Consider the following 22157-nt stretch of genomic DNA (forward strand, 5'->3'; position numbering starts at 1 on the left):
TTTTTTTACCCCAACTTGCCTCAATCCGCTACCGGTAGGACTTCCGACGAGGTTGTTACCCGGTCAGGTTTGAGAGTCTTATGTGAACAAACCTGACGGTCAACTGAGTACAGTTAGACCGCAGGCTTCTTTTTCCTTTTTTTCAAAGGCTTTTTATAGTGAGGTAGTTCCACCCCCACTTGCTAATATAGTATCAGAGTATTTCCCGAGCATCTTGGGGTATAAAAGAATAATTGTCGGTTTCCGTACCGAAACCCGACGAGCCTTTCATCACGCGGGCGTAATTCCCAACGGGGTACGGGGCCCAGCGCTCTGATTAATCCGCTCTAAATATACGCCCGGGACTTCCCGGCTGGTAGTTAAACACCTTGACCGAGCTGGGGAGAAAGCGCCTCGGCGATCGTTTGGACGAACCTGTTATTGGTAAAATAATCTTGATAGGCGCGACGGGCATTGCCGATAATTCGATCGGCTTCTTCTGGATGGGCTAGATAGTAGCTGCACGTTTCTGCTAAATCAGCCAAATCCCATCGCACCGGCACGTAGGTTTCTCCTGCCACAAAAATATTCGGCTCAACATTGAGATGTTCCATCGACGGCTTCACCAGCAAGCTGTTGTAGCATACGGCTTCGTAGTCGCGCCAGCAGGTTTCACCCCAGCCAAACGGACTAAAAACGATGCGACTTTGTTTGATTTCGCGGAAATACTGGCGGCGAGGTACTAGTCGATTGTTAAACTCGCCACTGACGGCGAGGCGATAGTCAGATTCTAGGCTTTGAACCGCTTTGACTGCACCCATTCGATACTCGAAATACCATTCTTTTTGATGTTCGTCTCCCAATGCCAAACGGCAGAAGATATCGATGGTTTTGGCAGGGGGAAAGAGGGAAAAGAGGGGGTTGTATAAGGTTTTTTTCATGAGTTTTGCCGTTCCCAAACTCCAACCTGTCGCAATCCGATTTTCATATCCCGCAGGTACTTTAGAACCGACGTACCACTCGTCGAAGTTCAACCTGCCTTTGGTTGCCAGAAAATCTGTCATCATCGAACCGCCGATGTAGGAGTTCTTGTAGTCTTGCACATCTCGATAGCGCTGTCGCTTGAAAAATCTATCGACGTAAGGCAGCAGGTTAAAAAACCTGGAACTGGCTTGGGCAAATGGATCGATAAAGATCAGTTGACGAGAGGGATGCTGTTGGCGAACTTTTTCTAAGACTCGTTCGGCTTCATCCGGTTGTTCGTTCCAAGGGGGAACGAGAAATAGAATGTCTGCATCGCTGCGGATACAGGCTTCGCCAATATCTGCAAAGGTTTCGGCATTGACAGACACAACATTCAGTGCCAGTTGGCGGCGTAACTGTTTCTGGTGGTAGAGAAATGGTTCAAGTTGGGCAGAGCGAATGGAATCGTTGAAATTTCCGACAACCAATGCTTTTTGCATGAGATACTGGGTGATGATTTTCTTTCGGTGTTCTGGGCGAGCGGGTAGATCGAGTGATAATTTAATACTTCAGTGAAAGCCAATCGGGTAATTGCACTGAGGCACCCTAAAATTTCAGGTCACCCTGGACTTAGCTGATAATTATTCCGCAAATTTACACAAGCATGACGTAAAATTTGCATCATCCTATCTATAATCTACAGATTAACTCCGAAATTAACAACAAAAAATCGGTATAAACCGACAGGTTTTTATGTAAATTTTAGTAAAGTTGCGTAGTTTTTCATTCCTGGGTTCCCTAATATCGTTTCCGGTTGCATCGGAATAATATATTTGGCTCATGTCAGTGGGAGCTTAAGAGAGCGCTACCCAAATAGCGAGGTCTTAAGCTCCCACTATAATTATGATGCCACCGGATTTGATATAAATTTTCTTGAATATGCGATCGCAGTTGCACCTCAAAACGATTAGTTACGATATGCTGACTTTTTACTGGTGATCACCCATAATTCACCAGAAACTTTTAAATTTCAACCATATAATACTTCTTCTACAGGCTGCGTGGCGTCTGTGGGGTCGAACTGTTTGATTTTCAAAGCTTGTAGCAAAAACAACCAGATATAAAGCGGATTCAAAAAAACATACCGCTGCCAAAGGCGCCGAGGTTCCTTCATCATCCGAAACAGCCATTCCAAACCTATTTTAGATAAAAAGTCAGGAGATTTAGCCAAATTACCCGCATGAAAATCGTAAGCAGCACCTACAGCAATCAACGGCATTGATAAGTCATCCCGGTATTCGTAAGCCCAGACTTCTTGCCGGGGACACCCCAAACCGACAAACGTAATTGCTGCACCGCTGTTGCGAATTTGCTGTGCAATTTCTTGTTTCTCTTGGGGCGAAACGTGCCTAAATTTAGAAGGCTGAGTTCCCGCAATAATTAACTTGGGAAAACGCTGGCAGAGATTGCGAGATAAAGCTTTCAGTACAGAAGCTTGAGAGCCGTACAAATAAATAGGTAATCCTTCTTCTGCCGCACGTTCGCAGATTTGTAACATCGCATTCGGCCCGCAAACTCGATCAGGCAATTCCGTATGGTAGAGCCAATTTAACGCCCACCTGACCGGCTGTCCGTCTGGCAATACTAAGTCCATGTGATTAATCCGATAACGATGAGTGCTGTCGAGAACCCCAGTCATTACCCCGTGAACCGCGAGAGCTGAAACTGACATTGGTTTTCCGGCGCTGGCTGCCGCAATAATTTTGCTCACAGCCGCTTCATAATTAATGGCATTTACTAATATGCCCAGTACATTCTTTTTCCCTTTATCAATCATGGAGCACCTCTTTAAGTCAACGCTCGCGGTTACACTCATAAATCTCCCCTAAGATTTGTTTAACCTTGTATTCTTCAATCGTTTACCGAAATTCCCAGCACATTCTTTTTGCCCCGCTCACTCATTGGCATCCTCTTTCAGCCATCGCTCGCGGTTACATTCATAAATCTCCTGTAGGATTTGTTTAACGTTATATTTCATTTTCCAGTTGGGATAGTGACTGGAAAATTTGGAATTGTCGCTAATCCACCAAATGTGATCGCCAATGCGATTCCCTTCAGCATAAGTCCAATTAAACTTGCGTTCTGAAATTGCCTCGCACATCTGGATAGCTTCTAACATCGAACAATTGCTGTACCTGCCTCCTCCTGTATTATAAACTTGGGCGCTTTTGGGATCTTTATAAAATTCATAAAATGCCGAAATTAAATCAGCGCTATGAATGTTATCGCGAACTTGCTTGCCTTTGTAGCCAAACACGGTGTAAGGAGTTCCCGTGACAGCACACTTCATCAAGTAGGCGAGGAAGCCGTGCAATTGAGCTCCAGAGTGATTTGGCCCCGTCAAACAGCCACCGCGAAAACAAGCGGTGTTCATATTAAAATATCGACCGTATTCTTGAACTAAAACGTCAGCAGCTACCTTAGAAGCACCAAACAAACTGTGCAGGCAGTGATCGATTGACATATCTTCCCGAATGCCACTTTCGTAAGTATGGCCTGGTGCAATTTCCCACCTGTGTTCTAATTCAATTAAAGGCAAACTGTTAGGCGTATCGCCGTATACTTTATTGGTAGAAGTGAAAATGAAAACCGCTTTAGGACAGTACAAGCGAGTTACTTCTAGAAGATTGAGAGTGCCGTTGGCATTGACGGTAAAGTCTATTTTCGGAGCACGGGAAGCCCAATCATGGCTGGGCTGGGCTGCTGTGTGAATTACTAATTCGATCGACTCGCCGTACCGCTGAAAGATATTGGTAATCGCTTCATAGTCGCGAATGTCCACATCTAAGTGATAATACTTAGTACCCAAAGACTTTTCGAGCAGTTGGCGGTTCCAGTTTGTAGAACCATCAGCACCAAAAAAGAATTGGCGCATATTATTGTCGATGCCAACTATATCTAAGCCTTGTTTGGCAAAGAACTTACACGCCTCAGAGCCAATTAATCCCGCCGAGCCAGTAATGATTGCAACGCCCACGTTTCACCGCCTGAAAAAATATAGTTTTTTGTGTTTTGCCCGATCGAACCCATCCGAAGTTATCCTGATTTTCCATCGAATACATCTTCGCACAATTGGGCAAAGAATAGACCCTTAACATCCCAATCATAGATTTCCCTGACGCGCGTTTGACCCGCTCGACCCAAGCGATATCGCAATTCACGATCTTGCGCTAAACACACTATAGCTTCTGCTAGACCTTGCACAGCGCGATCGGGGTCAGTAGCAGCCACTTTAATCCCCGTTTGAGCCGTCACTTGAGTAGCAGGGCCCCCCAAATCCAAACAAATCGTCGGACGACCAACCCCCATCATTTCCGTGCACACAAAACCACCAGAGTCATGCAAACTCGGATGGAGGAGAACGTGAGACTCCCCCATCTTAAAAAGAGTTTCAGTGCGAGATAAAGTTCCCCAAAAAAATACTTTATTTGCCAGTCCCAATTCTGTGGCCAAAGCTTCCAAGCGCTGCCTTTCCGGGCCGTCTCCCACAATCCAGTATTCCGATTGTTCCAGCTTCGCCTCCGCAAATGCACGGAGTCCCAAGTGCACCCCTTTCCAGTGTAAGAGACGACCGACACTGATGAATATAATTGGTTGCTCCGGCGGGGTAGGAAATTGCTCTAGTTCTTGAATTTCCTGCTGGGACAAACCGACTTGCGAAAAAATCTTCACGTTTTTTGCTTTGAGAAATCGCAGTCTGGCTGCGGTTTCTTCCGTAGTTGCCAGCGCCACGGCACTGCGGCGCGCCGTCAGCCCCACAAACGGATCGCGTTCTCCTACGCTTTGAGCCAATGCTCGCAGCGTTTCGTAAATTTTGCCCCGGCGGCTAAAATCTTGCCAAAAAGGCTTTGGTGCTGCTTCTGCACCCCCCACAGGCCCCCAAATAAAAGGATGCGGCAACAGCGCCAGGAAGCTTGGAGACCAATGTTTGACATAAGTTACGTGATGTAATATGTCAAAACCAATTTCGCGATCGAGCTTCCGAGCGATAAAATAAGCCCAGATTTGCCACAGATAGTAGTGAAGTTGCAGCAATCCTTGTTTCCCCTTCCAATCTTCGCTCCACCCAAACGGATCAAAATAAACAAAGTGCAGGTTTGGCACTGGGTTCCGCTCTAGTTCTGCTTCAATGTACGATCGACAAAACGTGCGAGTAAATACCCAACTTTCGTGATGTTTAGCAGATTGGATAACAGTATTCCATCCTACTCCCTCTTCGGAGCCGAGATTCGGTTCGCAAGCAAACGCAGATAAAAGAATTTTCATCAACTTTTCTCCCATACTAGCGACGTCACATCTGCTATTAATTTGGCAGCCTTTTCTGGTGTATGTTCAGCGATCAGTTGCTGCGATTTTTGCCCCATCATCACTAACTTTTCTGGGCAATCAATCAAGTCCCGCATCGCGTTTGCAATACCTTCCGACTGATAAGGATCAAAAATATAACCATTTTCACCTTCAACGATCATTTCGCAAGCCCCAGCCCATTTTGAACACAAAACCGGCTTACCAAATGCCATCGCTTCTAGCACCACCATTCCCCAAGTATCTTCTAACGTAGGAAAAACAAACACATCAGCTTCTAGAAAATAATATCCCAAGTATCCGTATTCTATCCACCCTGTCCAAACAATTTGTTTTTCTAAACCCCATTCTTTTGTAAGAGCTTCTAGTTCCGGTCGCTGTTCTCCGTCTCCAACGATAATGACTGTGTAATTCGAGTATCCCTGGCTTTGCAAAATTGTGCAAGCTTCTAACAGATTCTTAATCCCTTTGCGAGAAATTACTTGACCCACGCACAGAAAAATTGGGTGGGGAAATGACAAGGATACAGACTTATTATTTTCTAACTTTTGTACCAAAGCTTTAGCATCAGGAACCATGTAAGGTTTAGCAAAAATATTACTTTCGGCTGCCCCAATCACTTCTACCAAATATTCTTTACCTCGGCGACTATTAGAAACAAACGTATCAGCAAATTTACCCATCCAACGTCGAATAGTCGATCGCACCTTAGAATCTCGAAAGTCTACATTCGGGGAACTACTTTCATAAACTAAAACCAGTCGCCATTTCCCTATAGGCTTAAAGATTATAGCTACCAATGTCCAGATCGAAAATCCACTAGCAAAAATGACCTGGGGCTTGAATTTCAAAAGAGGAAAAATAATCCCAGGAGTAGCCTTAATATAACCACGACTGTACCCCGTTTCTATCTTTTGGGTGGTGATGAATTTAGTATCTCCCACAACTTCGACTACTTCTGTACCAGGAGCTTCCGGATCATAGCGAGGCCAGAGGCGACCTGTATAAAAAATCGTGTTCGGAATTAGTTTTTTGAGTTCATGTAAAACCGGCGGCCAATAGGCCCCAAATTCTGCAGAAGGAACGAGCCAAGCGATGCGAAATTCATTTTTGTCAACCATCCTATTCACCTTGAGTTGTGTTTTTAGTCAATCCTAGTTTACTCAACACTGAAAACCAAACTAACCTTCGATAAGGTAGCAGCCAATATATTGGCCACAACCAACCACCATGCTGCTGAGTAAATACTTTCCATTCTCCAGCAGGTTGCAGGGTCGCATCTTTAAAGGATAAACCTTTCGGCGTGCTCATTTTCTCTAACCCTTCGCTCAAATTTTTGGCGGCGGTTTTTGTCACCTGTGGGTTGAGGGAACAAGTTCCTAAATGACCGGGAGCGATCCAAACTGTACATCCTTTCTGCCTCGCTCGTAAACCATAATCCCAATCGCCAATATAATGGACAAAAGCAGGATTTAGGTTGCCCACAAGCTGGACGACATTGCGAGGAAGTAGAACGCAGTTGCCATGTATTGTGCTACAAAGTAGAGCTTCTTGAGTGGGTTCTAGGAGGCGGTATCGAAAGGGAAGAATGGGGTGGTCTCGCACCACGCCACCGTAAGTAGTTTTACCAGTTTGGGGATCGCAGGTAGAACCGGAGACGATGGCTTTTGTTTCTCCTTTTTGAGCGAGTTTGTTGCTGGTTGTTAATAAGGTTTTAAGGGCTTCTGGATACATAATTGTATCGTCGTTCAGCCAAAGGTAGTAGTCGGGATCGTCCTTCATGGCTTCGGTGAAAGCAAAGCGCATTCCGCCGTTCCAGAATAAATTGCCATCCCCATGAAAAATCTTGACTTGAGGGTAGGCTTGGTGAACTGCTTCGCTGGTACCGTCGGTACTGGCATCATCGACTATATAGGTGGAAATATCTACATTGGCTGGAAGTGCCTGGTTAAAAAGAGCCTCTAAGCAAGCTAATGTTTTCTGTTTGCGGTTGAAGCAAGTTAAAATGACGGCGATATTAGTACGGTTCATTCTTCCCTGTATTGCGGTTTTTAACGATAGGTAAGGCTAAAAGTAACAGTGTTTTATTTACCCACTCGCTCGGCGGTTGCAACCGTCGCTACAAAAATGAAATTAGGGCTTACGCAGTCGCTCCCCCCCTTGCACAAGGGGGCTTTAAGAGTTCCCCACTTGGGCAACGGGGTGGGGTATCAAGGTTTTAGAGTTTAAGAGCGTCAGTCCTAGAAGTCTGTCTGGGTAAACTATTGCTGTATTATAGTTGACCCGCGAACTTTTTGGTGATAAATTGGAATTTAGAACTTAAGTTAACAAGCGAAGCCTGCAAGCTTCCTAGCACATTCACAATATTGATGAGTTCTACTAAGCAAAAATATTTATACTCGTAGGAGTTGAACAGTTTAAATGCCACATTATCATACAAAAACTCCCATTGTTTTTGTGGTTTTCAATCGAGTGGATACTACTGAAAAAGTCTTCGAGGCGATTCGAAAAGTTAAACCCCCTAAGCTGTTAGTAATTGCTGACGGCCCTCGTGCCAACAAACCTGGGGAAGCTGAAAAGTGCGCCGCTGTACGTGCAATTATCGATCGGGTCGATTGGGACTGTGAAGTTATGAAAAATTATTCAGAGATTAATTTAGGTTGCAGGGATCGCATTTCTAGCGGTTTCGACTGGGTATTTAATACCGTAGAGGAAGCAATTATTCTCGAAGATGACTGTTTGCCACACCCGAACTTCTTCCCTTTTTGTGAACAGTTATTAGAGCATTATCGAGATGACAAACGGATTATGTCAATCGCTGGTGTAAATTTACAATTTGGGAGAAAAAGAACAGAAGACAGTTACTATTTTTCCCGTTTTAGTAACTGTTGGGGATGGGCGACTTGGCGCCGAGCATGGCAATACTATGATGTTGACATGAAGTTATGGCCTCAACTTCGGGAAGCAGGTTTTCTCGAAAATTTATTAGCTAATCCTCAATCTGTAAAAGTTTGGGATAGTGCTTTTCAAGTTTCCTATGATGGAACCCTCAACAATTGGTTTTTTAGATGGCTTTTTACTTGTTGGGTTCAAAATGGACTTGCTATTATTCCCGAAAACAATTTAATTTCTAATATTGGATTTGGCAGTCAAGCCACCCATACTTCAGGAGAAGATAGTATATACAGTAATATGCCAACGGAAGCAATGACCTTTCCTTTAAGGCATCCCAACCACGCGATCCGAAATTTTGTAGCCGATCAATTCACTCAAGATACATTTTATGATTATCATCCCCCATTAATCAGGCGCATTAAGAAAAAATTAAATAAGCTATGTGGGAACACAATATTTAACCTTCACTAAGTAATTAGTAACCATGTCTAAAATCTCAACATTTCTCAGATCTCTACTCAAAAATCCGATCACTGAATATCTGCGATTTTTAGTCAATTGGTGGAAAAACAAGTTTAAATATAATAATTTTTATCAAGACTATATGGCTTTGGTTACCAATTCAACTATCAGTCACAATGTTAGTGTGTCTAGTCGCGTAGCCATAGAAGATTCTACCATTGGTTCTTACACTTATGTACGCGATAATACGCGAATTTTCAATGGTGTTGTCGGCAATTTTTGTTCGATTGGGCCAAACTGCATCATTCGCTTAGGCGTACATCCTGTGGGAGATTTTGTTTCAAGCCATCCGATATTTTATTCGCCCAACATACTAGTAGGGACAACCTTTGTAGACAAAAAATATTTTGAAGAAGAGGAAAAAACAGTCCATATCGGCAATGATGTTTGGATTGGCTCAAATGTTATTGTTGTAGATGGTGTAACTATTGGTGATGGAGCCATTATCGCAGCCGGAGCCGTTGTCACCAAAGATGTGCCACCTTATGCTATCTGTGGAGGAATTCCCGCCAAACTTATTCGCTATAGGTTTGATGAACAAAAGATTGATTTTCTGCTGAAGTTTAAGTGGTGGGACAAGGATGAACAATGGTTAAGAAAAAATGTCAAAGACTTTCACAACATTGACAAGTTCATCCATATTTATAACACGGAAAATAGTTGAATTCTAGCGGGTTCGGTAGTATGTCTAATTAGCCGGACGTTATATAACATCAGCAGTCATCTGGGATTTAAACTTAGACCACTTCAGAACCATCACAGCCGCTATGAATGCCAGTGTATCATTGCTAGTCTGATACGGCAAAAATCTATAGCGAAAAGTAGCCATTCTAGGGTCGCTTTCTTGGTATAAAATATCTTGGGCAAAGTTTCCCCACCGCTCATCTATCAAATCAATTGTCATACCAGCATGACCAGACGGTAGCAGCATATTGGAGCCGTGAAGACCAATTATTAAGCGGCTCTCTGAATAAAGGTGGCAAATCTCCTTTTCAATTTTTTCATTAAAACTCTCCACCCTGTAATCTTCAATCCATTCTGGAAACTTAGTTTTTGTTCCCAGGCCAGCCACTGCAAATTTTGCTTCGGGTACTTGCAACCTGATCTTCTCAAATAACTGCTGAATTTTTAAATTTTGCAATCGCAGTGACATTGCTTGTTGATCGATTTTTTTAAGCACTCGAAACAGCAAACGGTTAACTAATAAACGATCTTCGCGCCAAATAAAAGTAATTTTTATTTCTTTGTTCTCAAAGTTATGTTTGGGAACTCTAGTAAAGCGCGTGATATCGAACTGACTGGGATGAGAATGAGCTTCGCTGACATAAATTTTATCAAAGCGTTTAGTTTCTTCTTCAACAAACTCGGCGAAACTGGGATAGTAATTCTGACCATTTTTTAAAGAAATAGGTACTGTCCAGATTTCTGCAACTTCATCGGGAACCATCCACCTTAAGAACTTAGGAACTATCACAACTAACCCGTAGTCAGAGTTGCATTCTAAGTGCCTTTGTGCATTGAGCAACTTGAGCAGGGAGTGACCATAAAGATGATCTATACAGTTTAAGATAATTACCCGATTGCAGTGTTTAAAAATTTCTTTTACAATCTCAAGTTTTTCCGGTTGAGGATTTTGGAGTGAATTAAGTAATGGTTTGCCTAACCATTCCTTCTTGTAAGCATCGGCTGCAAAAAATTCTTCTTTTATTAAATTAACTTGGATGTAGTTTTTAACTCCATGACCTACTCTCAAATCGTCGATTATCTCGCTGCCGCATCTCTCGCACTTAGAGTCTAGAACAATGTGGATACCGTGCCACAGAACATTTTTGGGATTAAGTTCAGTTCCACAATAGGGGCAATTCGAGCGCTGTTCGATTTTAGGTTTAATTTGAATCACTTTACTAATCCTCTGATTCTACAAGCGGCATTGTATAAGTTAAGGGATCGCCAGATGAAATTTCCGAAGGGCCGCAATTCCTTAATCAAGAAATTGACTAATATAATCACGTAAAAATAAGTTATCAGAGTAGCTGCAGTTGCTCCAAAAGCTCCATATTTAGGAATCAGCCAAAAGTTCAACGCTACATTAAAAATAGATCCGACTACAGTCAAGTAAAGACCGTAGCGTAACTGACCTTCTATGTTCAAATATGTACTCCGTGCTACTCCAAAGTTACTGCCAAATTGCGCCCAAACATAGAGAGCCAGTACCGCTGCTGACTTCGCATATTTTTCCCCGTAAAGCAGATGCACTATCCAGGGAGAAAGTAATGATATCGGTATGGCCACTCCCAACCATAAAAATATCATAATATCCGAGTAAATTTGAAATTTATTTAGATATTCTTCATAATTTGTCTTTCTCAAATTCGCTAATTTGGGAAAAATAGAGCTGGATATGATCATCGGCAAGAAATCGCAGATTTCAGAAATTTTAACAGCGGCCGCATAATAGCCCAGTTCTGCATTTTTATTCATCAAACCGAGCATTATCTGATCGGTTTTTGAGTACAGATAAACTGCCAATCCCGACAAAATTATCGGCCAACTCTCAGATAGCAGTTCCTTACACCGTTCCCAACTAAAATGCCAATCCTTAATTTTATTCCCCGTAAGCTTATAAAAATATACATAAGCGATTCCTACCAATGCCACCTCTCCCAATCGAACCCAGGCGAAGGCAAGCAGGGGGGCTTTAATTGTCACTAACCCAATTCTGACAGCAGCAACTAAAAAACATACTGAATTTTTAGCCAACACTGTATATTTTGACTGGATTTGGGACTGAAACCAAAAATTGATTGCTTCAAAAGCATTAAAGATAGTTCCTGCTGCGATGATACCTACCAGCCACCGAGTTAGAGTGTCGTTGGGCTTGAGTAGCGCAATCACCGTGACACTTAACAATAAAGTGATGCAGCCACCAGTAAATTGCAATCCGAAGGCAGTTCCCAGGGTCTCATTTTTGCATTCTGGGTCGCGAGCGATATTCCTCACTACCAGAGTACCCAACCCCATCGTTGCCACCGAACTAAACAGCGACACAAAGGCGATCGCGTAATTGAGCAATCCAAATTGTGTCGGACCAAGATAGCGAGCCACCCAAAGACCTACAAACAGACCTAGACCCATCTGCAAGATTTGGTCAGTGAACAGCCAAGCTATGTTGCTGAGTACCTGGCGCAGATTAGGGCCGAGCCTTTTACTGACCGCAGTTAACTTATCTAGCATCAGAATATTTTAAATCTTTACAAAACACAAACGCGGTTCTGGGAGGGTCGGCAATCTTGCAAAATTAGACTGGTTGATCCTATAACAACATACCACAACTTGACCCACCCTCCGCCCAATAAAGGTTACTTCAATGGACAGTGCGAGCTAAAGAACGCCTTTGAGCGTTACTGGTGCTACTGTTAGAACTATTGTTAGCATTATCTATCGCAAGTCGAACCGTCAACATTGCGTAACTCAGCCAAGGATTTGCTATCTCTATAATATAACTTTCTGTGATGTTGCTTATAATAATAGAGACTAGAAAACAAATAGGTATTCCCGCTTCTTCCAGAGTGCTACGACTCAAATACCGAACTGCGTAAGCTAAATTGAGCAGCAAGGAAGTCATCATTAAAATTAATCCCGGCCAACCGAAGGCTAACAAGATCCCGATCCCCCCATTGTGAGGATTTTTCGGTTGAAATCCACTAGGAGTATAAATAAAATAAGCAGGAGTACCCGCTCCTAACTTATCTTGTTGAAAAAATCCATCGTATCCGTAGCCAAACCAGGGGCGCTGATTGACCGCAGCCATTAACTGCGGCCAGAATTCTGTCCGCCCCGTTAGAGTCAAGTCCTTGCCTAACCCACCTACAATAATATCCTCTAGGTTGTCTACTATAAAAACAATCATAATTATGCTGACCACCAGGAAACATATAATCGCAGTAAAGGCCCACTGAAAACTTAATTTTTTTAGAAGATTTAGTGACGACACTGCAATTATTAATATGATAGTAATCACTAGAGCCGAGCCCGATTTATTAGCCCTTACTAGGTAGAATGAAAAGAACATCATTCCCAAAGCAATCCAGCGCTCTTTCTGAGTTTTAGCTCCTTGAGAATAATGCAAATACCAAAATGCCGTACAGAGAGCTAAGACTCCCCCCAAAGAATTTTTAGATTGGGTTAAGCCAACAAAATTGCCTGCTCCCGGGGGTTTCATTACAAAACTTGCCAAACCGATTGCCGTGTATCCCACCGCCAGAAACGAGATAAATCCTCCCATTTATATTGCGATGCAATGTAAAACCCAAAAGCAGTAAATCCTGAAAAAGCTAGTCCTGCTCTTAGTGTTTCTTCAGGAACTATAGACCATAATGTAGACAGTAATGGAACTAATGTATAAAGTAAAAAAAAAGGATTTATTATCAATATTTCGGAAAAATTTTCTATAAAATTGCTACTAAAAATTTTAACTATTGAAATTAAGATGAAGACTACCCAGGGGTAAAAAAAATAAGGTATTAGTTTTAATATACCACCTTCTGGATCTTTCAAGTTAACAAAATGCAAGTAATTAAAAGGAGGTTGTGTCAGAAAGGGAGAGATAAAAATATAAAGACCAGCAAAGCTTTTTTCTAAAGCCAAACCTATTTTTTTATAGCTAGCGAATTGAAATAATAGTATAGTTGCGATCGCGACTATAGCAACTAGCATCCATGTCAATGAACAGCTACCTAAAATCAGCTCTCTCAGCATATTGGGTAGAGACACTGGTTCAGTCATAATTGCTTTCCTTTATCACCAACAATATCAAATTATATAGATATAAAATATAGCCGTCAACCCGCAACCACGCTAACAGAGAAATTAGGCATAAAGCAAAAATACAGCATCCTTTTTTCGGCGATAGCTTAAAATAATGAGCTTTTTGCCCAGCACTAAAAAGGCTACACTTATATAAATCAATACTCCGGACAGTTTTTAAGCAGCTAAAGTACCATAAGACAAGACTGAAGGAAGGTTAGGGTGATTTAAAATCAAATCCGGGTCTAAATCTAACTTATCAATAAAGGTAGAAAGTAGATGCTTGTTGAATTCCAGACGTTTATAAGAGGCCATTGAAAACACAAACGACTTGGCAGATGAATGACAACTAGAGAGTTGATGTTTGGCTAAATTTAAGGCAATAAGACTGGCATTAAAATGAAAATCAAGCCGCGGTAAATGACGAGCTTGACAATCAGACAATCCCGTAAATTGTTTAGCATCACGAAAAATAAATTCAATCTGGAAACGAGCCTGATAATATTCAACAATTTGCTCAGGCCGTAGGTGAATATCAGTGCTAAACAATAACGCATTTTTGATTTTACCGTTAGCTTGAACCTCAGAAATACAAGCCAAACTAATCTGGCAATTTAAACAACAACTCCAGAGTACCAATGTATATAATGAAACTCCGGGTTTTAGATTTTTGACAAATTTAAGACGACTCAAATCATTAGAGTCAAATTTACCATCATATTTTCGAGGGGCTCCCAGTTTATTTTGTTAACCTGTATAGAGATAGCGTAGGTTAGCATCAACTCTTAACTTGCCAATAAAGTCTAAATTTAACTCTCGCACAGCCTCCCAGAATTTAGAGCGATAGTAATAGCCATCAGCGACCATTTGGACGTACAGAAGTGGGGAAGAAATAACGAGTATTCTTTAAATGTTGTGCATAGTCATCAACTCTTGTGATGTCAGGCTTTGAGCTTTGAGAGTCCAGGTTTTTGCGAGATTTTTTTGAGCGGTTATTATTCTGGTTTTTGGGCTTTTTTTTCACGGGCTTTATTTGAGGGCGTGACGGAGTTTGCTGTACGCTTAAGCTATAAGATAAACGAGTCTCAATTTCGACAATAGAAATCACAGAAATTTCCAACCCCTGTTCCGATTTACCAGCTACACCATTATAAAAATAAGCTTTACCGTCAGTTTTTTTGCCACTTTTTCTTAAAAACGAACAATCAATAACAGCAATAATTGTGTGTTCAGAATTTAAGGCAACACGCGAGAAAATATTGATTAAATTGTGGAAAGTTAAAGCTTTTGAGAAAGTGACGACGATAAGTTTTTTCACTTAAACAGCTATAACGACTGAGATTCGTGAAGTTGACCTTGCCATAGACTAGCAAAATAGTTGAAAATAAAGTGATTAAAAACTTTTTTTGGGGTTGACTAATCCCTGGTATTTGTTGTAAGATTGATTCCATAATGTTCCTAATGCAATCTGTTGAGCTTGTGTGTTTTTATAGCTTAACCTAAAAGAGGGCCTTTTTTTCTGTTTATTTTGGGTTCAGATTGCACTCACTTTTTTCACTTCTCTATTTTATTGCGCTCGCATTCCTCTTTAAAAACTGTCCGGAGTATTGATAAATCATAGTCAATAAAATTAGGTGGTGTATGGTTAACACCCATTTTCCAAGACAGATAGCCCCGTCGGTTGTGGGTGTTGTCTTGTTTGCTTCTACTGTCATCGCTGACGCCAGAAGCACCCCGGCACAACTTCCCATCCCCCTAGGCACAGACCAAGCCCAGAATGTTGCGCCCATTAGGAGATCGCCGGAAAGCTATAAACTCGGCGGCGGCGATCGCATCCAAGTAGAAATACTCGAAGTACCCGAACTCAGCCGCGGCTACGAAGTCCTTTCCGACGGTTCAGTCAACCTGCCCCTGATCGGCTTGGTCTCCATCCGCGGCCGCACCTTAGTAGAAGCCACCAACATCATCCGCAACGCCTACCGCCGCGTCCTCAAAGACCCCATAGTCACAGTCAGCCTCGTCGCCGCCCGCCCCCTCAACGTCGGCGTCATCGGAGAAGTCACCAGGCCCGGAAACTTCATCATCACCCTAACTCCTGGCCCGGGAGCCTCGCCAAGTGTCCAGTACCCCACCGTCACCCAAGCGATTAGACTCGCAGAAGGCGTCACGGGTGTCGCCGATATCCGCAACATCCGCGTCCGCCGTCCCCAACGAGACGGCCCCGATCAAGTGCTCAACGTCAACCTGTGGAAATTCTTGCAAGAAGGAGACATCTCTCAAGACATCATTTTGCAAGACAGAGACACAATCGTGATTCCCACAGTCGCCAACTTCAACCAACCAGAAGCTCGTCAATTTGCGAGCGCCAACTTTTCGCCGCCCCCAGAAAAACCTCGATCAGTCTCTATCGTTGGTCAAGTAACCCGTCCAGGGGCTTACGTCGTGATCGGTGGCAACACCACAAACGACCTCAGCCGCGAAGGTTTCCCCACCGTCATCCGGGCGATTCAGCTAGCCGGCGGCATCACCTCGGATGCCGACATCCGGCAAATCCAAGTGCGGCGCGTCACCAGAAGAGGCGAACAAATTATCCCAGTCAACCTGTGGCAGTTCCTAGAGTCCGGCGACGGCGCCCAAGATACCATCCTCCAGGAGGGAGACACGATCATCGTACCCAAAGCCACGATCGTCAACCCTGCAGAAGCTGGTGTGCTCGCTAGCACTAACTTTGCCCCCGTCGGCATTAACGTTTTTGTAGTAGGAGAACTCAGAACATCCCTCGATCCCTTGAGGCTCCCAGCTAATGCCACGCTGAATCAAGCTTTAATTTCCAGAGGATTTTTTGGCTACGAGAATACCAGAGCTAGAAGGGATAAAGTTGAGCTAGTCCGCCTCAATACCGACGGTACAGCTACTAAACGGACGATCGAAGTCAATTTAACTCAAGGAATTAACGAAGAAACCAATCCTCAACTTCGCAACAACGACATGATTATCGTATCTCGCAGGGGTCTCGTCAATTTTGTCGATCGCATGAACGCTGTAATCGGACCTGTCGGGCCAGCTACGGGAGTGTTAAATTTTATAAACGTTCTCAGATTTTTATTCAGGTAAGAACGCGGCGGGTGAGGTGGATAATTCCTGGCAAAGGCTACAATAAACTAAACAATAAGATTACCCCGCTGGGATCTGGCCGCTTCAAAAATATCAACCTCAAAAATACCAACCTCAAAAATACCCTGGCTGAATATGGATAGCAGACAAGATTACCAACCCTTCACACCTAAATCGAATGGCAAACTGCCGGAGTTATCTGCTCAGAACTACAGAGATCACTTCGTAGAGGAGAGAGAAGAAGAAAAGCTAGACTTGTCCTGGCTGTTAGGCGTCGTGCGCCGTCGCTTCCTGGTCATGGCAGCAGCCACCATTGCTTTGAGCGCCCTGGCAGGAACAGCGATCGTCCTCACGTCTAAACAGATTACGATCGAGTATGAAGGCTCCTTTTCCTTGTTGGTAGAACCAGCCACGGCTGAAGGTTTGCAATCCAAACAATTAAACAACACCCAAGCTGCAGACTTAGCAAGAATTAATATAGAAGGAATTAGCCTACTAGACTACGAAACCCAAATTAGGATTTTGCGAAGTCCCAAAATGATGCAGCCAATAATTGAGGAATTGCGGGCTTCGTATCCCAAAATGAACTATAGCGAACTGCTCTCAAAAATGTCGATTCAGCGCATAAGCTACACGAAAGATGGCAAACAGCAAGGCACAAAAATTTTACAAGTTCGCTACAAAGATTCAAACAGAAAAAAAATTTACCGCTTATTGGACAAAATTTCTAAAGCTTATCTAGATTACAGCTTGCAGCAACGGCTGATGGGCATTAATCAAGGTATTAAATTTATAGATACGGAGCTGCCCAAGCTCCGAGAAAGAGTGGAAGTTCTGCAACTGCAAGTCCAAAGATTGCGGCAGCAGAGCAACTTGTTTGAACCCCAGATAGAGGGAAAATCTCTGCTGAACAAGTTCAAAGCCTTCGGGGCAAGCAAGTAGAAATTAGAGTTAAGCTAAAAGGGATGCGAAACCTCTACCAAAGCTATGAAAAACTACTCAACGAAAATAATCCCCAGGGGGTGCTGATGACCCAAGGGCAAGCTTACGGCGGACTCTTAGGTCAAATTCAGAGAATAGACTCGGAATTGTCATTAAAATTAGCTCAGTACAGAGAAGACAGTTTGCCAGTTTTAGCGCTGCGAAAAAGTCGGGAAGAACTGATTTTAACCGCCACTCAACAAGCAAGAGAAGTGGTGATGGGAAATTTAGACAGCCAAATTAAAGAAGTTGAAGCGCGCGATCGCGAAATGACAGCTTTGCAAAATGCTCTCAACCAAAAAATTATAAACTTTTCAGTCACAACCCGACAATACGACAATTTACAGCGGGAACTGCAAGTAGTTACTAAGAGTTTTTCGGACTTCTTGGCAAAACGAGAAGCCTTGCGGATCGATGCAGCTCAGCAGCAAATCCCCTGGGTGCTGATCAATCCTCCGGAAATTCCGCTAGACAAATTCGGCAACTCTCTAAGAGCTACCGTCAAACAAACCAGAAAACAGTTAGCGCTGGCAGTAATTTTAAGCAGTCTGCTGGGCATAGCAGTCGGCTTGCTGGTAGAGGTACTAAATACTGTGTTCCACACTCCTGAATCACTGAGAATCGCCACAAGATTGCCAATACTCGGGGTGATTCCGTTTACCAAAAAAGTCAAGCGCCGACCGCCAGCCAGACAGAGGAAACTAACATCGGCTCGATCAAACTCGAAAGTCGAAGTAGTCGAACCGGGCGAAGCTAGACATACTGGTTCGATGAGCGGGGGCCCAAGTATTTTGAGCGACTTGGACTATCAATTTTTAGAAGCATTTCGATCGCTCTACACGAACATTCACTTGCTGAGTGCAGGCACGGCGATTCGATCGCTCTTAGTCGGCTCAGCCGTAGCCGGAGACGGCAAATCTACAGTAGCTTTGCACCTGGCAGCCACAGCCGCAGCAGTCGGACAGCGAGTATTGTTAGTAGATGCAGATTTGCGTTGCCCGCAACTGCACGCTAAGTTAGGACTGCCAAACGTGCGTGGCCTGGGCGATGCCATCTCCACAGATCTCAGCCTCAACGACGCGATTCAACGAGCCCCTAACCAAGAAAATTTGTTCGTACTCACCGCCGGCCAAATTCCCCCCGATCCGATCAAGCTTCTTTCTTCCAAAAAAATGCAGTATCTGATGGAGCAATTTCAAGCATTTTTTGACTTAGTAATTTATGACAGCCCGCCAGTAGCAGGCTTGGCAGACACCCACTTGATCGCAGCTCAAACAGACGCTACGATTATGGTCGTCCAAATTGGGCAAACAGACCGATCGCAAGTTCGCAAAGTTTTAGAAGAATTAAAAATTTCTGGAGCTTCCGTCTTGGGAATCGTTGCTAACGGCTCCAAAAACACCGGTCACAGCTACCGCCAGCGCCCGGTCGTTTTAGACACGCTCTACGACCAAAAACTATCGGCTTTAGGTACGAAAAATCCTAATTAGACAAATGTTGATGCAGGCGGCCGAGCGCCGCCGTCCTCAACGGGAAACGCACAACCAAGCTATACCCTGATTTTTTGATAATAGTACCATTTGAGAAAGAAAATGATAGACTAACGGACATAGCCTCCTGTGTCAACCGAGATTGCGCGGATCTTTAAATTTTGCCATAATTACTCAGAAAATGATTGAGAAATCAGCAAAAGTGGGTAAACTACATTTAGCAGAGCGCAATCTCAATCAGGAAAAGACACCTTTGAAGGTGAACGTTAGTGTAAACGTTAATGTGAACGTTTCAACCCAGAAACTTGGTAGGGATTATTCTATGAGTACAGTTATGGTTGTTGATGATAGCGTCACTCTGCGGGAGATGATCGCCGACTTGCTCAAAGGTAGAGGACTCAACGTCACCGTAGCGAGTGATGGCGTAGAAGCTCTAGAGCAAATCAAGGCTAACCGCCCAGATTTAGTGGTTCTGGATATCGTGATGCCCCGGATGAACGGCTACGAAGTCTGTCGCCGGCTCAAAAGCGACCCTAAAACCCAAAATTTGCCGGTGGTAATGTGTTCGAGCAAAAGCGAAGAGTTCGATCGCTATTGGGGAATGAAACAAGGAGCCGACGCTTACATCGCCAAGCCATTTCACCCTCAAGAATTGGTCGGCACTATTAAGCAATTGCTGCGAGGTTGAGGTAGAGGAATAGGGACAGGAAAAAAATTGTCTTGAGCGCTGATTATTTCTGCTCCCGCAGCCTCTCTAAACTACTCGATTGACAATAGTCCAAACATCCCCGTCCGATCGCACGTAGGGAACAGAAATACTCTTAAAACCAGTAATAAAAGGCTTGTAATAAACCTGCCAGTAGCTGGGACTAATTTGGTCGGCGATAGCTTTGAGTCCCTTCACTTCCGCCGCCAGTTCCGCCGCCAGTTCATTAATCCGTTCCGCGTGTCCCTGAGCTAGTAATCTTCCTTCTTCAACTTGCTCCTCCATCGGAGTGATTCTTTGCAACTTTACCGACTGCTGCTGTTTCTGACTCAGTTGAGCAGACAGAGCCGCGATCGCGTCATCTATACCCTTGACTTCTGCCGACACTTGTGCTGTTTCCCTCGCGTGACGACGATAAGCATCGGCGATCGCTTGGGGCGAATCACCTGCTGGGACAACATCGGCAATACTAAGCTGCTGGCGTTCCAGGCGCAATTCCTCAATTTGAGAGTAAATTGCCTCTATATCTGTCTGAAGTTTGTCCACCTAATTATTACCGCGTGGTTGTTTAATATTTTAGCATATTAACACAAACCAATCACCTAATCGGCATAGAAATTGCATATTTTAGGCGAGCTAGAAGCAAAGCCCCACAAGCAGAAGTTGAATAGTTTGAAAAATACAAATTTTTATATTTCTCAGTTGAGCGATTTCCGTCGATATCCAGTCGGGTTAATCAGGTCGTGTTCGGTAAAATCAGCATTATAGATTGGTAGTGAGGAAGGCAAGTGCCAGCGAGTTTTACGAGGATTAAAGTCGCCACTACAAACACAATTCCCATTTACCACCATTTACCATTTACCACCATTTACCATTTACCATTTACCACCATTTACCATTTACCACCATTTACCACCATTTACCATTTACCATTTACCACCATTTACCATTTACCATTTATTAAGAGAAATTTTTAAGTGGTTCGCCCTTGCTGCCTCAACTTGACTATAGTCTCTACCAAGACATCGGGTTGCACAGGTTTAGACAGATGCCGATCAAAACCCGCAGCAAAAGCACGATCGCAGTCTTCATCCCTAGCATAAGCCGTCAGAGCGATCGCCCAAAATTTCCCTGTCTGCGTGTTCAAAGAACGCAGCCTTCGTAGGAGCGAATAGCCGTCTTCCTCCGGCATTCCGATATCGCTGACCACAACATCCGGCCCAAACTGCGAAGCCACCTCAAACGCCTCAGCAGCAGACGATGCAGCCCTGACAGCGGCCCCGGAATCCGCCAAGACAAACCTCATAAATTCCCGCGAATCAACCTCGTCATCAACCAGCAAAACCTTAACTCCCAGTAAATTACCAGCGCCAGCCAACACCTGCGCTTCCTCGCCGGCGATCGAATTTACCTGCATCGCAGGGAGACGGAAAGTAAAAGTCGATCCCATATCCAGTCCCGGACTGCTCGCCCAAACCGTGCCGCCGTGGAGTTCCACCAACTGCCGGACGATCGCCAGACCCAGCCCCAAACCGCTATAATTCCGAGTAATCGTAGCATCCGCTTGGCGGAAAGAGGTTAACTTTTGCAGGCGGCGCAAATACGACCGCTGGCGGGCAAACGCGCGCGAGCGGTCGTATTCTAACTGTTTGCGATCCGTAATGTTGATCGCCACGCCGAACAGCCGAAGGGGTTTACCCGATGCGTCAAAAACCACCCGCCCTTTGTCGTGAAGCCCAATCACTGAGCCGTCGGGGAGCAGTTTGCGGTCATTACTCACAAGTTAAGGTAAAAACACTATTGTCAATGAGTAATCTTACTCATTTTTCACCTGTTTAACCAATTAAAATATGACTCCATTTGTTCCTTTATTATTGAAAAAAAATTGTTCGGGACTTCTTTGAGTTCCAGGGAAAGGAGAAATAATTAGCCTGATATGAGGTTTTCATGCCTAGCTTAACAATCCCTAAATCTTGATTCTTCTCGGCGGCAAAATACTTAACTTTCGTTAGAAGCTAATCCTTTTTGATAGGCCACCGAAAAATGATACATCCCCCGATAAATCATTTCTCATGAAATCCGTTCAATTGGTACTCCTAATTCATCCGCGACAGCATCTCCCCAGGGGGAACGCATCTTATTGAACACTGTTCACCAGTGGTGAGTATATTTTAATATAAATTCACCATTATTAGAAGCTATGAATACACTTTATAATGAGTTTTGGTAGTGCTTTTATGTAAAGGATGGATAAAATTTAGGCGGTTGAGTCTTCAGCATTGCTAATCGGATTTGGTGATTGTAGTCATGAATAAAATTCCAAATAGCACCAGCCA

Annotated in this window: 20 protein-coding genes and 1 pseudogene; 6 read left to right on the forward strand and 15 right to left on the reverse strand. The window is 43.8% G+C overall.

All coding sequences use genetic code 11. From position 1 onward, the window contains the following. Nucleotides 1-359: 359 nt before the first annotated feature. The 6 genes from QUB08_RS06680 to QUB08_RS06705 all read right to left on the reverse strand — a co-directional run bounded on the left by QUB08_RS06680 (nucleotide 360) and on the right by QUB08_RS06705 (nucleotide 7338). Nucleotides 360-1442 carry a glycosyltransferase gene (locus QUB08_RS06680; RefSeq protein WP_333224020.1) on the reverse strand — a complete coding sequence of 361 codons (1083 nt, stop codon included), beginning with the start codon at nucleotides 1440-1442 and terminating at the stop codon, nucleotides 360-362. Nucleotides 1443-1972: 530 nt separating this feature from the next. Next, a complete protein-coding gene (locus QUB08_RS06685; protein WP_333224021.1) occupies nucleotides 1973-2818 on the reverse strand; it encodes a WecB/TagA/CpsF family glycosyltransferase in 846 nt (281 codons plus the stop codon). A gap of 78 nt (nucleotides 2819-2896) precedes the next feature. After that, entirely contained in the window at nucleotides 2897-3979 is a 1083-nt protein-coding gene (locus QUB08_RS06690; RefSeq protein ID WP_333224022.1) for an NAD-dependent epimerase/dehydratase family protein, read from the reverse strand. A gap of 59 nt (nucleotides 3980-4038) precedes the next feature. After that, nucleotides 4039-5268 carry a glycosyltransferase gene (locus QUB08_RS06695; RefSeq protein WP_333224023.1) on the reverse strand — a complete coding sequence of 410 codons (1230 nt, stop codon included), beginning with the start codon at nucleotides 5266-5268 and terminating at the stop codon, nucleotides 4039-4041. After that, complete coding sequence (locus QUB08_RS06700) at nucleotides 5268-6428, reverse strand: glycosyltransferase family 4 protein (protein WP_333224024.1); 1161 nt, start codon at nucleotides 6426-6428, stop codon at nucleotides 5268-5270. The genes QUB08_RS06695 and QUB08_RS06700 overlap by 1 nt, the downstream gene beginning before the upstream one ends. 1 nt (nucleotide 6429) lies before the next feature. Beyond that, a complete protein-coding gene (locus QUB08_RS06705; protein WP_333224025.1) occupies nucleotides 6430-7338 on the reverse strand; it encodes a glycosyltransferase family 2 protein in 909 nt (302 codons plus the stop codon). Between the two features lie 441 nt (nucleotides 7339-7779). Here QUB08_RS06705 and QUB08_RS06710 point away from each other — a divergent pair, with 441 nt between their 5' ends. Beyond that, nucleotides 7780-8673 carry a glycosyltransferase family 2 protein gene (locus QUB08_RS06710; RefSeq protein WP_333224026.1) on the forward strand — a complete coding sequence of 298 codons (894 nt, stop codon included), beginning with the start codon at nucleotides 7780-7782 and terminating at the stop codon, nucleotides 8671-8673. Nucleotides 8674-8686: 13 nt separating this feature from the next. Beyond that, nucleotides 8687-9388: a CatB-related O-acetyltransferase gene (locus tag QUB08_RS06715; RefSeq protein ID WP_333150207.1), complete on the forward strand. Its 702-nt coding sequence runs from the start codon at nucleotides 8687-8689 to the stop codon at nucleotides 9386-9388. Between the two features lie 39 nt (nucleotides 9389-9427). Here QUB08_RS06715 and QUB08_RS06720 read toward each other — a convergent pair whose 3' ends face one another. The 6 genes from QUB08_RS06720 to QUB08_RS06745 form a co-directional block, all read right to left on the reverse strand. Continuing rightward, nucleotides 9428-10624, reverse strand: a complete 1197-nt coding sequence (locus QUB08_RS06720) for a hypothetical protein (RefSeq protein WP_333224027.1) — start codon at nucleotides 10622-10624, stop codon at nucleotides 9428-9430. Continuing rightward, nucleotides 10621-11958 carry a flippase gene (locus QUB08_RS06725; protein ID WP_333224028.1) on the reverse strand — a complete coding sequence of 446 codons (1338 nt, stop codon included), beginning with the start codon at nucleotides 11956-11958 and terminating at the stop codon, nucleotides 10621-10623. The genes QUB08_RS06720 and QUB08_RS06725 overlap by 4 nt, the downstream gene beginning before the upstream one ends. A 130-nt stretch (nucleotides 11959-12088) precedes the next feature. After that, complete coding sequence (locus QUB08_RS06730) at nucleotides 12089-13009, reverse strand: O-antigen ligase family protein (protein ID WP_333224029.1); 921 nt, start codon at nucleotides 13007-13009, stop codon at nucleotides 12089-12091. Then, nucleotides 12946-13509 (reverse strand): hypothetical protein, encoded by a 564-nt coding sequence (locus tag QUB08_RS06735; protein WP_333224030.1) that lies wholly within the window; start codon nucleotides 13507-13509, stop codon nucleotides 12946-12948. The genes QUB08_RS06730 and QUB08_RS06735 overlap by 64 nt, the downstream gene beginning before the upstream one ends. 198 nt (nucleotides 13510-13707) lie before the next feature. Beyond that, entirely contained in the window at nucleotides 13708-14130 is a 423-nt protein-coding gene (locus QUB08_RS06740) for a transposase (RefSeq protein ID WP_333224031.1), read from the reverse strand. 256 nt (nucleotides 14131-14386) lie between these two features. Then, nucleotides 14387-14848, reverse strand: coding sequence for a hypothetical protein (locus QUB08_RS06745; RefSeq protein ID WP_333224032.1), 462 nt, complete (start codon nucleotides 14846-14848; stop codon nucleotides 14387-14389). Between the two features lie 323 nt (nucleotides 14849-15171). Between QUB08_RS06745 and QUB08_RS06750 the strand changes: the two genes are divergently transcribed. The 4 genes from QUB08_RS06750 to QUB08_RS06765 all read left to right on the forward strand — a co-directional run bounded on the left by QUB08_RS06750 (nucleotide 15172) and on the right by QUB08_RS06765 (nucleotide 19803). Continuing rightward, complete coding sequence (locus QUB08_RS06750) at nucleotides 15172-16644, forward strand: polysaccharide biosynthesis/export family protein (RefSeq protein ID WP_333224033.1); 1473 nt, start codon at nucleotides 15172-15174, stop codon at nucleotides 16642-16644. A 135-nt stretch (nucleotides 16645-16779) separates the two neighbouring features. Then, complete coding sequence (locus QUB08_RS06755) at nucleotides 16780-17586, forward strand: hypothetical protein (protein WP_333224034.1); 807 nt, start codon at nucleotides 16780-16782, stop codon at nucleotides 17584-17586. A 23-nt stretch (nucleotides 17587-17609) separates the two neighbouring features. Next, entirely contained in the window at nucleotides 17610-19115 is a 1506-nt protein-coding gene (locus QUB08_RS06760) for a polysaccharide biosynthesis tyrosine autokinase (protein WP_333224035.1), read from the forward strand. A 322-nt stretch (nucleotides 19116-19437) separates the two neighbouring features. Then, on the forward strand, nucleotides 19438-19803 hold the full coding sequence (locus tag QUB08_RS06765; RefSeq protein WP_039886668.1) for a response regulator transcription factor: 366 nt from the start codon (nucleotides 19438-19440) through the stop codon (nucleotides 19801-19803). A 66-nt stretch (nucleotides 19804-19869) separates the two neighbouring features. On the opposite strand, the gene QUB08_RS06770 is transcribed toward QUB08_RS06765, so the two are convergent. The 3 genes and pseudogenes from QUB08_RS06770 to QUB08_RS06780 form a co-directional block, all read right to left on the reverse strand. Then, nucleotides 19870-20367, reverse strand: coding sequence for a hypothetical protein (locus tag QUB08_RS06770; protein ID WP_333150221.1), 498 nt, complete (start codon nucleotides 20365-20367; stop codon nucleotides 19870-19872). A 427-nt stretch (nucleotides 20368-20794) separates the two neighbouring features. Continuing rightward, a complete protein-coding gene (locus QUB08_RS06775) occupies nucleotides 20795-21601 on the reverse strand; it encodes a response regulator (RefSeq protein WP_333224036.1) in 807 nt (268 codons plus the stop codon). Nucleotides 21602-21664: 63 nt separating this feature from the next. Further along, a pseudogene (locus tag QUB08_RS06780) lies at nucleotides 21665-21942 on the reverse strand (hypothetical protein); the annotation flags it as partial. Nucleotides 21943-22157: the final 215 nt, after the last annotated feature.

It is taken from the genome of Microcoleus sp. BR0-C5 (assembly GCF_036705045.1).
In the GTDB taxonomy this organism is placed as follows: Bacteria; Cyanobacteriota; Cyanobacteriia; order Cyanobacteriales; family Microcoleaceae; genus Microcoleus.

Excerpts from the sequence above, each read along its gene's own strand:
- QUB08_RS06680 (WP_333224020.1), bottom strand. The coding sequence starts at position 1,442 with ATGCAAAAAGCATTGGTTGTCGGAAATTTCAACGATTCCATTCGCTCT.
- QUB08_RS06685 (WP_333224021.1), bottom strand. The coding sequence starts at position 2,818 with ATGAGTGTAACCGCGAGCGTTGACTTAAAGAGGTGCTCCATGATTGAT.
- QUB08_RS06695 (WP_333224023.1), bottom strand. The coding sequence starts at position 5,268 with ATGAAAATTCTTTTATCTGCGTTTGCTTGCGAACCGAATCTCGGCTCC.
- QUB08_RS06700 (WP_333224024.1), bottom strand. The coding sequence starts at position 6,428 with ATGGTTGACAAAAATGAATTTCGCATCGCTTGGCTCGTTCCTTCTGCA.
- QUB08_RS06705 (WP_333224025.1), bottom strand. The coding sequence starts at position 7,338 with ATGAACCGTACTAATATCGCCGTCATTTTAACTTGCTTCAACCGCAAA.
- QUB08_RS06715 (WP_333150207.1), top strand. The coding sequence starts at position 8,687 with ATGTCTAAAATCTCAACATTTCTCAGATCTCTACTCAAAAATCCGATC.
- QUB08_RS06725 (WP_333224028.1), bottom strand. The coding sequence starts at position 11,958 with ATGCTAGATAAGTTAACTGCGGTCAGTAAAAGGCTCGGCCCTAATCTG.
- QUB08_RS06730 (WP_333224029.1), bottom strand. The coding sequence starts at position 13,009 with ATGGGAGGATTTATCTCGTTTCTGGCGGTGGGATACACGGCAATCGGT.
- QUB08_RS06735 (WP_333224030.1), bottom strand. The coding sequence starts at position 13,509 with ATGACTGAACCAGTGTCTCTACCCAATATGCTGAGAGAGCTGATTTTA.
- QUB08_RS06750 (WP_333224033.1), top strand. The coding sequence starts at position 15,172 with ATGGTTAACACCCATTTTCCAAGACAGATAGCCCCGTCGGTTGTGGGT.
- QUB08_RS06755 (WP_333224034.1), top strand. The coding sequence starts at position 16,780 with ATGGATAGCAGACAAGATTACCAACCCTTCACACCTAAATCGAATGGC.
- QUB08_RS06760 (WP_333224035.1), top strand. The coding sequence starts at position 17,610 with ATGCGAAACCTCTACCAAAGCTATGAAAAACTACTCAACGAAAATAAT.
- QUB08_RS06765 (WP_039886668.1), top strand. The coding sequence starts at position 19,438 with ATGAGTACAGTTATGGTTGTTGATGATAGCGTCACTCTGCGGGAGATG.